The sequence below is a fragment of the Tunturiibacter lichenicola genome (assembly GCF_051013355.1).
GTDB classification, from domain to species: domain Bacteria; phylum Acidobacteriota; class Terriglobia; order Terriglobales; family Acidobacteriaceae; genus Edaphobacter; species Edaphobacter lichenicola_F.
Window position 1 is genome coordinate 311,717 of the sequence record NZ_CP132945.1, and the last position, 16,561, is coordinate 328,277.

Consider the following 16,561-nt stretch of genomic DNA (forward strand, 5'->3'; position numbering starts at 1 on the left):
AAGACTTTACCGCGATTGAAATCGCGGTGGCATAGCAGACTCGTTGCGTCCATGCTCTTTGTTTGCGGAACGGTTGTTTCTGCTCGCGCCCAAGGCGGCCATCCACAACCATCCCCGCTGCCACCTGAAGCAAGCTCAAAAGACTGTATGGACCGCCCAATACCTCAATTCATCGACGTGACCGCAAAGGCTGGCATCACGTTCAGTCACATCTCCGATCCCACAAAGAGATACATCGTCGAGTCCATGAGTGGCGGCGTCGTCCTCTTCGACTACGATCGCGACGGCTGGCCTGACATCTACTTCACTAATGCCCCTACGGTCGCCATGTCTCTCGAAAAAAAGAAAAGCCCAGGCGCGCTCTACCACAACAACCACGACGGAACCTTCACCGACGTCACCCGCACATCTGGTCTGCTTAACTCGTGCTTCGCGATGGGAGGAGCCGTTGGCGACTACGACAACGATGGATGGCCCGACCTCTATCTCACCTGCCTTGGCGGCAACATACTCTACAAGAACAATGGAAATGGCACATTCACCGACGTCACCGCAAAAGCCGGCGTTCGAGATGGCCGATGGTCCACAGGCGCTGCGTTTGGAGACTACGATGGCGATGGGTTTGCTGACCTGATAGTCACAAACTACGTAGATTTGAACCTCAACGATCTACCTAAGTTCGGTAGTGCGCCCAACTGCAGATACCGCGGCGTTGACGTACAGTGTGGCCCACGAGGTTTGAAAGGCGCGGGCGATTCGCTCTTTCACAACAATGGCGACGGAACTTTCACTGATGTTTCAACGACCTCCGGAGTCAGCGATCCCGGCGGCTTCTATGGGCTAGGCGTTCTATGGTCGGACTTCAACAACTCAGGCCACCCCGACATCTACGTGGCCAACGACTCGACTCCGAAGTTCCTCTACAAGAACAAAGGTCACGGACAATTTGAAGAGATAGGCCTAGAATCAGGCACAGCCCTCAACGCCGATGGCGCCGAGCAAGCTTCCATGGGACTAGCTGTCGGAGACTATCTCAACACAGGTCGACAATCCATCTACGTCACTAACTTCTCCGATGAAAATGACGTCTTGTACCGAAATGATGGCGATTGGAACTTCACCGAGAACTCCTATCCGGCAGGTGTCGCCGTACCGTCTCTCCCGTTTGTAAAATGGGGAACCGCCTTCGCAGACTTCGACAACGATGGTTGGCTCGACCTCATCGCAGTGAGCGGACATGTCTACCCACAGGTCGACGATCTTCCTACGGGAGCGAAGTACAAAGAGCCTGCTCTCTTTCATCTCAACCAGCGAGACGGCACGTTTTGTGATGCTAGTAGATTGGCCGGGGCCGCACTCACCGATGAACGGGTCTCCCGCGGCCTTGCCGTAGGAGATTTGTTTAACAATGGCAATCTCGACGTAGTCGTTGAGAATCTGGATGGCAAACCTGCGATCCTAAAGAACACAGGTGTTGCGGGGCGCCATTGGGTGAGCTTCGAATTGGCGGGAGTTGCAAGCAATCGCATGGCGCTCAACGCACGCGTTCATATCGTGGCTGGCGGAGTCTCCCAGGTGGAAGAGATTCACAGCGGAGGCAGCTACCTGTCGCAGAACGACACTCGGGTCCACTTTGGAATCGGTAACGCTACCTTGATCGACCTATTAGAGGTTCACTGGCCTTCCGGTAAGACCGATAAAATAACAAACCTAGCGGCTGATAAGTTCTACTTCCTGCTAGAAGCTCAGGGACTTGTGCCTGCAGAAAAAGTCAGACCCACGGGGTCTCACCAATGAAGCCTCTTAATTTGAAACCGGGACGGTTGACATTCATCCGCCCCGGTTGCTGATTGAGTTAGAAGTTGTACTTCAGCGCGAGTTCCAGGATACGTGCTGCATGACCACCTGCCTTGGTATCGAGAAAGCCCTGAGTTTTTGAGTTGCTTGCCGTATTCGGAGTCAGGTCAGTGTTGTAATTGAGCTGGAGCTGATTGCTTCCGCTGAATTCACCGAGTGGATGGTTGACGAAGTTGAACGCAGATAAGCGGAACTGAAGTCCCTGGCTCTCGTGAATTTTGAACGTCTTGTAAGCCGCCAGGTCGGTATCGAAGAAGGCAGCGCCCTTGTAATATGGATAGCTGCTCGGTCCGTTATTCCCGACCTGAGGTGCAGCGAAACAACTCTCATTCAGCTTCTGGTTCGGCTTCAGATTCGCGAGCGGGTTACATGTCACAACTGGCTGAATCAGCTTCGGCGCAGTTGTGCCAAAGTATGTCGCCTGGCTGAGACCAGTAATATTCAACCCGAAGTTTGGACTATCCTGAGCCGGAAGATTGCCGCCTGATTGCAGGGTCGTAATACCGGAAAGGGTCCAGTCGTTCGATACCCCGCCGAGCATGCGAGACTGCCCGTTATAGACCCTTCCGAAGTTGTAGGAATACGACGAGTTGAATACTTGAGAACGATCAACCGCCGTTACACCGTAGTTGTTTCGCAGAATAAAAGGATCTTCCAACAGTCCAGTCCCCAGGCTCTTCGACCAGGTGTAGTTGAAGTTGTAGGTAAGGTGATCAGAACGCTTCACCCAGCTAAGCTGCAGTCCGTTGTAGTTGGAGTAGCCAATATGCTGGTTGACGTTGACCTGGTTCGTGCCATACGCCTTCCCATAGGTTCGGTAGTCAGCTTCCTTGTTGTTCGGAGCACCCTGCGACAGGTTCTCAGGATTCGGCGAGATGACGCCCGTGACTGGGTCAGGTTGATAGAGTGCACCCAGCGGCACTTTATTCATGTTGATGAACTCGGTAAAACCACTCCCTGAGATTGACTCCCCTCCAATAAGGAGCTGCTGGCTGTTGTTGCCGACGTAGGCAACTTCAACCAGAGAGTTCCACGGGCCCTGCTGCGAGATAGTGAAGTTGTAGCTGGTCGTCTTCGGAATGCCATAGTCGGTGGCACCCACGGCGTTGACCGTTCCATTGATTCCTCCCGGCGCCGGAACTGGAATCGACCCAATCTGCGACAGCAGGACACTACTCTGGCCGGGCAGGCCGTAGCTCTGAATATTCTGCGCCGTCGAAAGTGCACCCGTATAGTCGTTATATTGATCGGCGAACCTGTAGACTCCCCATCCACCTCTGAGAATCGTCTTGCCCGTTCCTAACAGGTCGTAAGAAATTCCGAAGCGTGGAGAGACGAACAGGAAGCGATCCGGCGACCCCGCCTTGGAAATTCCCGGGCTTGTCGCATGCGAATAGATGCCGGGATTTAGCTTCCCGGCAGTCAGATCGCTCTGCACCAGTGAGGAAACGAAGACGGCAAGGCCGTTATCCTGACGATCGTACCAGTGGCCAATGTGTTCGAAGCGGATACCATACTCCAGGGTGAGTCGCTTAGTGATCTTCCAGGTGTCATCCCCATAGAACGAGAGGGTTTGGTATGCCATATCGCTTACGGGCGCAGCATTGTTCTCGGCGTAGTTGGTTACGTTCCCGAGGAGGAAGTTGGCGGTGGGGTTATTCGGGGATCCAATGGGCTGGCCAGTGAGGATGTTGCTGTAGACCTTCCCGCCGCTGCTAAAACTGTTGAGCGAGCCATTGGGAGAGAACGAGCCACCTTGAATATTGCCAACGTTCTCTGCATAGATTCCCGCCTTTATGGTATGAGTTGCGGCCACCTTGGTCGCACCATCAGAGAACGCTGGCATCTCCTTGCGTACTAAGTATTTTCCGCCAGTCTCGAAGATGTCCTGTTGCGAGAAGTCCGGAAAGGTCAGGTTGCCGGCGCTGGTGTAAGACGGGATCAAAGGCGATCCCGTCTTGAAAACGGTACCGTAGTTCGTCGGATAAGCAAGCGTCGTCTTATAGGCAGCCGACGCATTGGGTGGGCCTACCGGGAAGTTGCCGTAACCCCAGCTCGCGATGAACTCATTGGTGAAGGTCGCGCTGAAGACATGAACAAAGTGGCCGGCAACCGCCTTTGAGAAAGAACTGCTGATCAGGCCGCCACCGGGATAGGGGATTGCATTGCCTGGCGTCCAGTAGATGTGTGCACCATTTCCCTGGGAGGGAGCCGAGTCCTGACCGTACTGATACGAGATGAAAAAGTTCGTCCGGTCGCTGAGGTTATAGTCCACCCGGGCACGGAAGAGATAGCCGTCGTGCGTACCAGGAATGACCTGGTTGTAGTTAAATCCTCCAGGCGTGGTGAGGGGGTTTGCATTTGCGGCAGGCCAGAAGCTTGCAAGTGATTTGGCACCAGGACTCAGAAACTCCGTGGGAATGATACCGGCGGGCCGATTTCCTACCCCGATCACAGATCCGTCAGGCAAAACCGTGCCAGTGAGATCGTTGCAGCCGTTGGTTGCAGTCGGTGTCAGATTGCCACCGCAGAACGCTGTGTTCGCATTCGTGTTTGTGAAGTTGCCGGCCATCATATCCGGTGTTGGAATGAAGGACTGCAGCCGATTCGAGTTGCCAGTGTTCTGAAGAATTCTCTCGTAGCCGAACCAGCCGAGGACCTTCTTGTGTGTGAATGGAATGGGTCCGCCGACGTTGCCGCCGGGATAGTAGTAGTGAGCACTCCCCTTCGGAGTGCCTGCGTGATCGCTCTGCCAATCGTTGGCGTTGAAGATGTCGTTCCGAACGTAAAAGTACCCTTCTCCGTGGTAGCTCGAACCGCCGGACTTGCTGACTGAATTGATGACGACAGGGCCACGTGGAGCGTCCGCACCAAAATTTGAGGTCTGTACGCTGACTTCCTGGGTCATATCAGGATTCAAAATCGCAATCGAATTGCAATTGCAGCCCGGATCGTCAATATCGACACCATCCGACAGTTGACTGGTGCCGCCGCGGTTTGGAGCACCGTTGGCATTTAATCCGTTTCCTACCGCGCTCGAACCAACGCTGACCACCGTAGGATCATACAAGGCACCGTTACTGAGACCATTCGCCACACTCGTGACGCCTGGCAGCACCTTCAAAAGTTCAGAAAGATTGCGTCCCTGAATCGCCAACTGTTGAATATCCTTAGCGTCGAGCAACGCCGCACGTTGTCCATTCTCGACTGGAATGATCTGCGTGCTGACGGCAACTTCGACTGTCTGCGTCTCACTTCCAATCTTCAGCATCACATCAGACAGCTTTCGCACATCACCCGCGCTCAGCGCAATGCCATGTTGTTCATAGCCCTGAAATCCCTTCGCCTCGACGTGAAGCGCGTAACTACCACTAAGGAGTGCAGGAAAGGCAAAGTAGCCTGCACCATTGCTCACCGTCTCGCGCTGCTCATTAGTGGCCGCGTTCGTCAAGCTCACTCTTGCCCCACTGACGAGTGCCCCTGTGGTGTCCGTGACCGTTCCATTCACGGTCGCTGACACCTGAGCATAGGCCTTATAGGCCGTCATGCCGACTAGCATGAAACAAAGGGCAACATGCAAAAATACTCGCTGGCGCATCCACAAAGACATCTCTACTGAAAATTTTGCTTGCTGCATACAGCCTCCAGGTGAGTGTTCGCTCTTTTTCCAGAGCGTTCTTGTAAAAGAGTGTCCCTTAGCTTTTGTAAGCCAGATCCGCGCTAGGGTCCGAGGGGTACCTACCGAGCTCGAGAGTTCCCCAATAGGCGGAAAAATCGATTTTGTAAAGCTTTTAGCGTTTACAGGAACGTCGCAACAGATGTCAACATTTATCTGCAACGTGGGTAAAACCACTACTGCGGCTTGGCATCAGCGCGCAGTTCGCTCTCGACCTGAGTGCGACTCGCGTCACCAGATCATCTCTCAAAAACTTTCAGCTTTCCTGCCATCGAGGAGTATTCTTCCGATTGAAAGAGCTGGAGATGATATCTAACAGACCCCGGTGAGTAATACGCTTTCACCATCAGAGTAAACAGACTTACTGCATTTCATTTCTCTCCCCTCCTGAAGAAGCGGGAATTGCGTATCGCAAGCGCCCCACAGGAGCTAAAAGGTCTCCGAATGAAGCAGGCAAAAGATAGAAGCAACGGGCGCTCCATTACTCTGAAAGCATTGGCCCAACACCTGCACCTATCGCCGTCAACTGTTTCTCTGGTAGTCAACCACGCTCCGGGCTACGAAAGCATCTCACCAAAGACTCAGGAACGCGTGCTCGCGGCGGCGAAGGAGCTCAACTATAAGGCAAACTTTCTCGCACGGTCTCTCAGAACCAGCCAGAGCTTTACGATCGGAGTAATTGCGCCGGAGGTCAGCGAAGGCTACTTTCCGATGGTCATGAGCGGGGTTGAACACAATTTGCGGAACGCCGGCTACCTTCATTTCGTTGTCAGCCATGAGGGCAAAGCCGAGCTCCTTGCGGACTATCCCCAACTGCTGACCGAACGAGGGGTAGACGGCTTCATTTTGATCAACACGCTTCTGAAGAAGCCGTTGGCAGTACCAGTCGTGTCTATCTCAGGGCTGAGCGAAATGCCGGGGGTGGTGAACATTGTGCTCAACCATCAGAAGGCCACCTCTCTCGCTCTCCGTCACCTCCATAATTTGGGACATCGAGAAATTGCGTTTATGAAAGGCCCTCCGCACATTCCGGACTCACGGTGGCGTTGGGATAGTATCCGCAAACAAGCCAAGGCGATCGGCATTCGGATGCGACCTGAATTCTGTTTGCAAATCCGGAACAACTCTTGGACACCAGAACTCGGTTATCCTCTGGTTCGCGACCTACTCGCAAAGAAACCAGCGCTCACCGCGATCTTTTGCTTCAACGATGTTTCGGCGATTGGAGCAATCCGTGCCATCGTCGACGCAGGATTGCGTTGTCCGGATGATATCTCCGTTATGGGTTTCGATGACATTGCATCGGCTGCGTTTGGCACGCCCAGCCTGACGACCATTCGTCAGCCACTGGTCAGTATGGGAGAAACTGCCGTTCAGGTTCTGCTCAAACGGATCCAGAAATCCCACGATGGTGGCCGGAACCTTCTCATATTCGAACCTGAGCTTGTTGTTCGCGAGTCTACAGCCAAGCCGCATAAGCCCAAAAAGCTTCGACGTTGAAACCTCCGGCACTGCAATTTCTCAAGGTCGCGTTTACAAACGGACCTTGTGCACGCCCAACTGTGAAGTGTTCTTACCATCATTTCGTTTAGAACGGGCCGGAGAATGCGACTCCGGATGTCACGCGATCGCTACAGTGAATGACGCTTCTTGGATGTGGGGCCCTCATGCAACCTCAATGCTTGTATATGTGCGTAGAATGACTGGCACCCGGAGGCAATAGAAGAACTAGCGGACCTCGATTTTTGAGGATAGCTTTATGTCTTTGGAGGAGCTGCCGATCAGAACGTCGAGTGGTTCGGATTCCACTTCGAGTTCTGCATGCTTTTCGTTCCAAATGGCGAGAGCTGAGGCTTTGAGAGGGATTAGAACAGTTTTTCTTTCGCCTGGATTGATAGTGACACGCTGGAAGCCCTTGAGCTCTTGATTGGGACGATCGACTTTGGATCTCGGATGCTTAACGTAGAGCTGCACGACCTCGTCACCGACCATTGTTCCGGTGTTCGTGACATCCACCGAAACGGTGAGCGTACCATCTTTCGTGAGGATTGGAGAACTGATTTTGAGATTTGCGTAAGCGAAGGTGCTATAGCTGAGGCCGAAGCCAAATGGGTAGAGAGGGTCCCCCTTAAAATACATATAAGTGCGGCCGTGGCGGATGTTGTAGTCCATCATGGGGGGAAGCTGCTCAATAGAACGCGGCCATGTAATCACAGTTCGACCCGCTGGGTTGAAGTCGCCAAAGATAACCTTGGCGATAGCCGTGCCTTCATCCTCCGATGATTGCGCCATATGAAGGATGGCGGGAATGTTTGCCTGGGTCCAGTTGATGGCATAGGGAAAGCTCGAGATGAGTACGACGATAGTCTTTGGATTGGCAGCATAAACCTGTTTGATCAGCTGCTCTTGCGTGAGCGAGATGGACTCACGGTCGCGACCTTCTCGTCCGTCTCCGGGATCAGAGCAGGGAAGCGTGCCGCCTCCGTCGCCTGTGTTTTTCCAGTCGCGGCCCATGTCGGGACCGCAGGTGGGGTCATTGCCAACGACCACGATGGCGACATCTGAGCTATGAGCCGCTGTATAGGCCGCCTGCCCGGATTCGTCAGCGGCATAATTTACCCTCACGTTGGGCCCGACAGCGTTACGAATGCCCTCGAGCGGCGTAACGAGGTGAGGGGGGGTGCCGCCGTACCAATCCCAGTGGATGACGTCGGCGAGAGGCCCGACCACAGCGATCGACTTGATCGACTCCTTCCTAAGCGGAAGTAGGGGGATTGAGGATTGCAATGGCGCATTCTTGAGTAGCACGATTGACTCAGCGGCCATCTTTTCGGAGATATCCATATCCCTGGAGGTATTCCATGGCTCGGGAAAGTCTTTGATTTTGCTATATGGCACGACGTCCGGCGGATCGAGAAGACCTAGTCGGATGGTTGTGCGAAATTTAAGGCGGAGCAGATCGTCGATCTCTTTTTCGGTAATGGAACCGCTCTTGAAGTCTGCCGTTGCCTCAACCTTCACGTTATCGAGGAACTGATTGACACCGGCGTGCGCAGCGGCCGCGACAGCGGTTTGCATGTCGGGGTAACGGTGATGAGCCGTCGACAGAAGCTTAATTGCGCCGCCGTCGCCGGACAGAATTTCCACGCCCCACTGCTTTTCAAGAACATTCTTAAGAACTGGGTTTACCGCCATGGGGATGTCGTTCCACGCGTTGTAGGATGCCATAACGCCCTTAGCGCCGCCATCGACGAATCCCATGCGGAAAGGAACGGAGTAGTACTCCCAGAAGAGACGCTCGTCGAAGTTTGACGAACTGCTCGTGCGAAAATTCTCATTGCTATTGGCAAGGAAATGCTTGAGGAGTGCCGCGGAGAGCCAGTATTTCGGATCGTCGCCTTGGAGACCTTTAATGAAAGCAGTGACCATGGTTCCGTTGAAGAAGGGATCTTCTCCGTAGACCTCTTCCGAGCGACCCCACCGTGGATCACGAGCAAGGTCGGCTTGGGGGCCCCAGAGTTGGAGAATCTGGCGGTTGTATTTGGCGGTCTGGCTAATAAAGCGGGCTTCGTATCCCTCGACTCCGCCTGCTTGTTGGACCAGCGCGGGATCCCAGGACTCGCCCATTCCGGGAGGTTGAGGGAACTGAGTAGTGGTAATCGCTGTCCGCCGATACGGGCCACTGTCGTTGCCGCGCTGTACTACACCGTGGATGCCTTCAGATGAGCCAAAGTTGGGTACACCAAGGCGGGGAACGCCTGTTCGTGTGGACAGGCAGTCGATCTTCTCATCGATAGTCATGAGCGATAGAAGATTTGAAATGCGTTCGTCCATAGGCAAAGTCGCGTCAAGAAAGGGATAAGGAGGCACATCAGGCGTCGACATATGGCGAATTTGAGCGGGCGCGTGGACTGCTGGTTGGCCGGGCACTTGAGCAAACAGCGCGTTAGTCTGAGCTAGGGCAAGCAGTACGGGAAGGCTCTTAAGAATGTGTTTTGTCATGGAGGATAAGCCAATAAATCGATTTTGCTACGCCTTGTGGATTGTTATTGGATTGACTGTACTTAGCAAGGAAAACTTTAACAATTCACAATTACAAATTTGCTCTGGTGCTGCCGCCCTGTCACCTGCGCTTCAACCCTCAGAACCGCGGCGGATCAAGGCGACCGCATCCTCGACCATCCACTTGCGCAGCGTCTCGCGTGAAACCTTGACTCCGTCCTTCGCGAGCAAAACCTCCGCCGCCAGGCTCGGACCAAAGTCCGCGTAGAGCGATCGGACCAGCTCGATCACATACTCGCGAATCCCGACAATGAGTTGGTTGTTCGAGCTGCGGCCGCGGGCCTTGTGGATCATGGCTCCACCACCGCCACACGCTACAACCAGCCGGCGCGTCTGCCTCGTGCTGATCCCTAGAATCACCGCCCCCGAGATCTCGGTGCGTCGCTTTGCTCGAACCTCGGAGAGAATTTCTATGCGTCGTAGTTCGTGTCCACTCATGCTTAAAAGATCCAATCTCCGCCTCCGTCATCCCTCGGAAGGGTAGTTTGGACATTTCAACTTTGCAGAAACCAGACACTTTGAAGTGCTCCAGGAACGCTGGCAGGAAGACGTTGCCGGCTGCCATATCGCAGATGCCGGCTAGTCGCAGCTCCTTGACCAGGCGGTCCTGGAGAGTGCGATTGACTCGCTCGACCCGTTCCCTTGGCCTGACTGGAGTTTGCGCACAGGATCTCGATGTTGAGTTCTGCCAGCGCACGACCGAACTGGGTCATCCCGGCTCCTCCCATCGCGTCCGGTCGGTTCACGCGGAAGAGAGGTAGCTCTGGCGGCCTCCGCACGCAGGAGTTGCCGTTCCAGCGAGGCTCTACAGTGGCTTACTTTAGCCCTGGGCGGTCGGGCTGGAGCACGGCTGGCAAGTCGTCTAGGGTTGCTGGCCAGCAGATCGACTTTACTTCAAGGACTCCACCATCACGCCGCAGCTTTAGAAGTGTGGTGAGAAATTCGGAGCTGTCAGGCCCGCTTTTGCCCCGGCATTTGTCTTTGGCTTCGGCGGGCCGGATCAACCGGCCCGCCGAACCTATTGGTTGAGGACTATCTGCCGGCTGAGTTGGAGCCAACAACGACTGCGCCGGTCGTTGAACCCGTCCCAATCTCTATTCCATTGATTTGTGGTTGGTCCGCGGCGCCCGGAACGAACTGGATCGTGATACTCCCCGTGTTGTCTGCGGTAACGGAGAACGATTGAACGGTGGCAATAAACTCGCCGCCAGCTGATGCATATATGTCGTAATTCTTCAGCACTTGAACGCCGTTGATCAATACATTGAATTGACGCTGGCCTGGTGCGGTCCAGAACGTCTCCGCAAAGTGCAGCTCCACAACGTACTTTCCTCCAGCCGCAAATCCTGGAATCGTATACGTCATCGGACCGAACCGATTGGTCTGATAGACGGATAGTGGAGCGGGATTTGCAACATGCGAAGTGACTGCGTCGCCGCCGGCATTGATCTCTAGGACATCCTTGTCGATCGTGCCTCCGGCACTCGTCGTTGCAAACTTTGATCTCGTTCGTAGCCGGCGACAGGCCTACGTCATTCAAAGCCGCCACTGCGTAGTAGTAGGTTGCGGTGCCACCCGAGAAGTCCTCATCGGCAACCCAGCTATTGTAGGTCGTGGCAGGATTCGCACTGGTGTCCGAAAAGCCAATACAAGCGCATCGGTGAATACCTCGTTCCAGCGATGCCCGAAGCAAGCTCGTTTGCTGCCGTGGCCGCAAACCCTGCCTCCTGGCTACGAAATACGTTATACACAACACCAGAGGTCGCGCTCGCCGTCCATGACAGATTGATCTGGTTCATCGACGTCTCGGCAGCACTTAATCCCTTCGGAGCGGTTGGCGCCACCGGGCAGTTTCTCTTGCACGGAAGTCCGATCTCAATCCCATTGATCTGTGGATTGTCGGCTGCACCGACCGTGAATTGGATGGTGATTATCCCACTCTTGTCGGCTATGGCGGCAAGCGATTCGACAAACGCAACATCCTTTGCTCCGGCATAGGCAAAGATATCGAAGTTCCTCAAAACTTCTTTGCCGTTGATCAGAACATTGAACTGCCTCTGACCTGGAGCAGTCCAAAAGGTCTCTGCAAAGTGCAGGTTCACGATGTACTTCCCATTGGGTATGAGACCTGGAATCGTATACGTCATCGGCCCGAACCGGTTAGCCTGATAAACGCTCTGCGGGGCCGGATTCGGCACCAGAGACGTATTGATCGTATCTCCCGTGCTGGTTGCAGTCCCGCCAGTGAAGTCCTCATCCGCGACCCAACTACCGGAGGCGCCTCCGCCTGCGCTAATCTGCAATACGCTTTGGCTGACCACACCTCCCGTACTCGGAATGGAGACACTAGCCTCGTTGGAAACGTCTGATATACCCATATCGCTGACCGCTTCCACGACGTAGAAGTAGTTCGCGCCGGGATTCACCTGATTGTCTTCGAAGCTGGTGCCGATAATGCCGGAATAAACGAGGTTGCTACTGGACGGAACAAAACCGGACGCCAGACTCCGAAACACGCTGTAGCGAACACCGGGCCGAAAACTCGGTGACCAGAATAAATTCACCTGGTTCGGAGACGCCACAAACGCCTTCAGATTTCTCGGTGAGTTCGGAGCGATCGGGCAATCGAAGGTGCATGGTACCCCCTGGTAAAACGGCAGGAAGTTTGTCTGGTTTCCATTCATTACCGATCCGCCCGCATCATCAACCGTGTGTGTAATGGAGCCGCTTCCCGTAATGAAGACGGAGACCGCATGCGTCACCGTTACATCAGGTGTGTTCGGAACCATGATCGCGCTGTCCTCGATGATGTTTACATTCTGGTTGAAGAATGAGTACACCCCAAACCCGTACGCAGCGTGGTGCGCAACCGTTGGTGAGACAACATACGAAGGATAACCATTCGCGCCGTTATCCATCCACGCGCTCTGATTTGGCGGATCGTACGGCAATTCGCTCTGGTAGAAGATCGTCGCCCCCCGCTCTCCGTTCCATAACACCTGTTCCTTCTCGTAATGTTCCACGAACAGGCCAAGCGCGGTCACATCGTCCCCGTTCACCACAACTCCATGATCTGCAACGTTGACGGTAAAGCCCACCCCGTTCCCGTGATCTGCGCGCCAGGCCCAGATATTGTCAAGGATCACATCATTGCTATCGATTTCAAGAGTTGTAGTCGCTGTTCCTGGTGTTCCGCCGCCAACGCGAAAGAAGACGTCGTTCAACGAAGTCGGATTCGAACGGTGGGGTCGCCTCGAGCCATCAGCGTTGCCGATTTGTACAAGAACCGGCGAGTTCACCGGCCCAGCATCGATTAAGACCGATGCGATTCTAACTCCATCGACGTCAGACACTTTAATTGCCGCTGTGCCAGTTTGCGGGACGAGTGTTGCGTATCCCATGCCGAGCACGACGGTATTCGGATTGGTTACGTTGATAGATCCCGTGAGCTTGTAAACGCCAGGGGTAAGAATCAGGTTCTTGCCTTGTGCCAGTGCCTGGTTGATCTCCGTCAGGGGAGTAGTCGGAAGCGCGATCAAGAAATCGTCGATCGAAAGCGAGTACCCACGTCCAAGTCCGCGCGACCAGGTAACGCCCGACGAATTTTCCTGCATCGTCGGTACAAAGACACGAAACCTGCGTCTTTCGTCTACATACAGGAATGGCTTTTCACGGCTCACAGGTGTGGTGGGAAGCACCGTATATGCATTGGATGGATAATTCGGAAAGGGCGCGCCCTCAACTCCAGAAAAGACCATATTCCAGTTACTGCCGCTCCAACTCCCAATCTTGCTGTTTCGCGTAAACCATTGTTGCTGGGAGCAGGAGTTGACATTGCCCGTAACAATTGAATCTGAGATGAAGCCGCCGCTCGAAAAGTTGCAGGCCGAATTCGTCAATTGCAGCGCACTGTTTATTTGCATTCGCCGCAACGATGTCCCTTGGGAAACTCCCCAGAACAGCGTCGATGGAGAATTCTCGGTGAGGTTCTCCATCGAGCGCCAAAAGATCGTTGTCAGCCCACCGAACTCATCGATATTGCTCGAGGTAACCGAGCCGTTGATGGTCACGGAACTCGGAGACTCGCCAAGGCCCGTAACCGATTCGTAGTATCCCACCTGGGACTGAACATCGTAAGTTCCAGGCATAAACATCGCCGCATAGCGGTTGGTGCTGAACTGCGCTTCTTGAGAAAGCGAAGTCAGCTTGCTCTGTATCGCCGAGTTCGACATGCTCGGGTCGAAGATAAAGACGTTGGGGCCAAAGTTGGGTCTTTCCTGGGCCATCGCTCGACGGCCACCCGAGAAACAAATCCCGGCCACGAGACCCAGCACAAGCGTGTGCGCAGCGAGCCTGCGCCATGTCCTCTCAAAGCAGTCGACGGTTAGTAGTGCTCGGCATTGGTTGTTCTGCAATGAAGTTTGGAACATTTGGTCTGGCATGGGCCTGGCACTCTCCTGAGGTAAATCGATCGGCTTGGTCGCCGCGGATCTTGATCTCGATCGACTCCCCATGCGTCTTCGCAGGCAAGTTGCATGTCGGCATCTGTGTCATATGGGGAGGTCGAAAAGACGTCCACCATACTGCCCGACTTGGTGCGTAACTGTCTAGCCTAATGCTCAAATAAATAACTCATTTAATAGGGCGTGTCATCAAATGAGCCAAATGATTGTAGCGGCGAGGTGGATGGCAGCGAGGAGTTCCTTGCTGTTTTGTCGTAGCGAGTTGAGATGGAGCGGTATAGTTTGAACTTGGCGCTATCAGAGTGATTGCTAATGCGATGGGTGAAGAGTCTGAGTCACCGTTTCAATCTAGGAGCTTGTTGAAATAGGGTTCGTTGGTGCGCCATCACTCGGTAGTTGTCTCCTGCGAGGCTTTTTGGGCGTAGTGGTTTCGGGACATTTTGGGCTGCGGTGCTTGGTTGAACACTCGACAGGGTGTTTTCAGGCGCACTTCTGCCGAAGGCCTTGCCGGGCCTGTTGCGCGATCAGCCTGGGCAGGCGGATAAGATTGTGAGCTGCGCAACTGAAGACGAATATCCAGTCGATCTTGTGCAGACCGCGGAGCTTCACTTGCCGAATAGGGCCGGTCTGCTTGAGCCACCCGAAGCTCTTCTCGATCAGCCATCGCCGGCTCAGACTGATCGCATAACTGGGATGCCGGGTGGTCCTGCGATCCATGTTCGAGCGACGTCCTTCTCGTTCTTGGTTACATGCGCGGTCACGTTGAGCGCCCGGGCGGCCACCACGAAATCCTTCGTGTCGTAGGCCTTGTCGGCACCCACGGTGATGCGCCGTGAGCTGCCCTTTTGCTTCGCTTCAAGCAGCAGCAGCGCAGCTTCGCGTTCGGCATAGCCATCGGCCTGGGTCGCCATCGCGGCGGCGATCAGGCCGTTGCGGTTCTCCACCAGCGCATGGCCAAGATAGGCCAGGTGCGACTCCTTGCCATAGCTCTTCTTGTAGAGCCTGGCATCGGGATCGGTCGTCGACTCGTGCGTTTCGTTCTTGCGCTTCTGGCCGTGGAAGTTCGTGCCATCATCGTCCGAACCGTCCTTCTTGCGGAAGCTCTTCTGCGACGCCCATGCCTGGATCAGCGTTCCGTCGAACGGTGAAGTGCTCATCGCTCATGAAGCGTTTGGCCTGCTTGTTGACCTCGGCGAAGAACCGCCGTGCCACCTCGCTGGTGAGCAACCGGTCACGGTTCTTCGAGAACACCGCATGGTTCCATACCGCGTCGTCCATGCCGAGGCCGACGAACCAGCGAAACAACAGGTTGTAGTCGAGTTGTTCGACCAGCTGCCGCTCCGAACGGACCGAGTAAAACGCCTGAAGCAACAGTGCCCGAAGCACATACTCAGGCGCGATCGACGGACGGCCAGAGACCGAATACATCTCATCGAACGCCCCGCTCAGAGAGACCAGAACCACATCCGTAAGCCTGCGGACCTCACGCAACGGATGGTCCTGAGGTACACGCAACGTACACGGCTCACAATTGCTCACACACCTAAGTGTGATGGCTAAGCCGTAGGTAGTCCCGTAGCATTGGACTACTGGCAGGGAGTTACGAAATGTTAACTTTGTTTTTTATTCTGTAGTCTTTGCTCGTGGTTTATGGCATCAAGTCGGAACTTAGGCGGAACGAAAGAAAAGAGGAAGGCGATGCTCCCCCATGAACTCCCGGTTTATTTGACAGCGAACAGCCGAAAGCTGACTTTGCGTTATCTTGGCAGAAAAAAGGCATCCTTCTCCCCCCATTTACTGATTCAGAAACGAAAACGCCGCGCACCTTTGTTGTGGCATCACAATCATGTGCTTCGGAATGCAACGATGTAGAGGATTAGTCTGTGCGAAGCCTTTCTGGAACGAAAGCTCGAAGGCTTGTTCCGTGGCTTGCGGCCGGGTGCCTCGCGCTGCACGTAGCATTTGCCCTTCTGCTTCCAGAGCGGCTCACGCCTATCTCTACTCTTGGAATTGTTTTAGCGCAATTCGCGGTTATCTCTGCATGTCTTTATACCGCACGGCATGCGAGTTACCCCTGGCGCTCATTGTGGTGGCTATTGGCATTCGCGAGTGCGCTTTCGGCCGCCGGGATGACAGCGGATCTTCGCGCGGAGGTGATGGGAACAACAGGGACGGATGTTGCCCCTAGGCTGCAAATGCTTCTTTCTACCCTTAACGGAGTTTGCTTCCTGCTTGCTGTTTCGATGCAGTTTGATCCACGAACCCTACGTGCGGTGCGGATCATCAACGCCAGTCTTTCGCTGGCAATGGGCGCCACCTTGTATGTATTGGTATTCTCGGTTGCGGCAATCCATGGGGCTAACCATGCCGGCGCTGATAGCTCGTGTTGTAGCTCTTTAGAAATGACAGGGTGGCTAGCCCATTAGAAGTGTCAGTATAAGTCTATCTGTTGAAGTATTTGTTTAATAATCATTAGTAGTCGTCGTGCGGTGCGTAATGTGGG

Annotated in this window: 7 protein-coding genes and 2 pseudogenes; 2 read left to right on the top strand and 7 right to left on the bottom strand. The window is 54.4% G+C overall.

What is annotated here, in order from left to right; genetic code table 11:
- The first annotated feature begins 147 nt into the window (after positions 1 to 147).
- Positions 148 to 1,797, top strand: coding sequence for a CRTAC1 family protein (locus RBB82_RS24175; protein ID WP_433975658.1), 1,650 nt, complete (start codon positions 148 to 150; stop codon positions 1,795 to 1,797).
- Between the two features lie 58 nt (positions 1,798 to 1,855).
- On the opposite strand, the gene RBB82_RS24180 is transcribed toward RBB82_RS24175, so the two are convergent.
- Entirely contained in the window at positions 1,856 to 5,494 is a 3,639-nt protein-coding gene (locus RBB82_RS24180) for a carboxypeptidase regulatory-like domain-containing protein (RefSeq protein WP_433975659.1), read from the bottom strand.
- A gap of 483 nt (positions 5,495 to 5,977) precedes the next feature.
- Here RBB82_RS24180 and RBB82_RS24185 point away from each other — a divergent pair, with 483 nt between their 5' ends.
- Positions 5,978 to 7,033 carry a LacI family DNA-binding transcriptional regulator gene (locus RBB82_RS24185; protein WP_433975660.1) on the top strand — a complete coding sequence of 352 codons (1,056 nt, stop codon included), beginning with the start codon at positions 5,978 to 5,980 and terminating at the stop codon, positions 7,031 to 7,033.
- Positions 7,034 to 7,261: 228 nt separating this feature from the next.
- Here the strand turns inward: RBB82_RS24185 and RBB82_RS24190 are convergent, their stop codons facing one another.
- From RBB82_RS24190 to RBB82_RS24215, 6 genes and pseudogenes are all read right to left on the bottom strand, one after another.
- Positions 7,262 to 9,535 carry a glycoside hydrolase family 3 C-terminal domain-containing protein gene (locus RBB82_RS24190; protein ID WP_433975661.1) on the bottom strand — a complete coding sequence of 758 codons (2,274 nt, stop codon included), beginning with the start codon at positions 9,533 to 9,535 and terminating at the stop codon, positions 7,262 to 7,264.
- Between the two features lie 132 nt (positions 9,536 to 9,667).
- A complete protein-coding gene (locus tag RBB82_RS24195) occupies positions 9,668 to 10,033 on the bottom strand; it encodes a hypothetical protein (protein ID WP_433976025.1) in 366 nt (121 codons plus the stop codon).
- An 82-nt stretch (positions 10,034 to 10,115) separates the two neighbouring features.
- Positions 10,116 to 10,350 (bottom strand): annotated as a pseudogene (locus RBB82_RS24200) (ISNCY family transposase); the annotation flags it as partial.
- Positions 10,351 to 10,627: 277 nt separating this feature from the next.
- Entirely contained in the window at positions 10,628 to 11,065 is a 438-nt protein-coding gene (locus RBB82_RS24205; protein ID WP_433976011.1) for a malectin domain-containing carbohydrate-binding protein, read from the bottom strand.
- Positions 11,066 to 11,196: 131 nt separating this feature from the next.
- A complete protein-coding gene (locus RBB82_RS24210) occupies positions 11,197 to 14,037 on the bottom strand; it encodes a malectin domain-containing carbohydrate-binding protein (protein ID WP_433975662.1) in 2,841 nt (946 codons plus the stop codon).
- Positions 14,038 to 14,538: 501 nt separating this feature from the next.
- Positions 14,539 to 15,612: pseudogene (locus RBB82_RS24215) on the bottom strand (IS5 family transposase).
- Positions 15,613 to 16,561 lie beyond the last annotated feature (949 nt).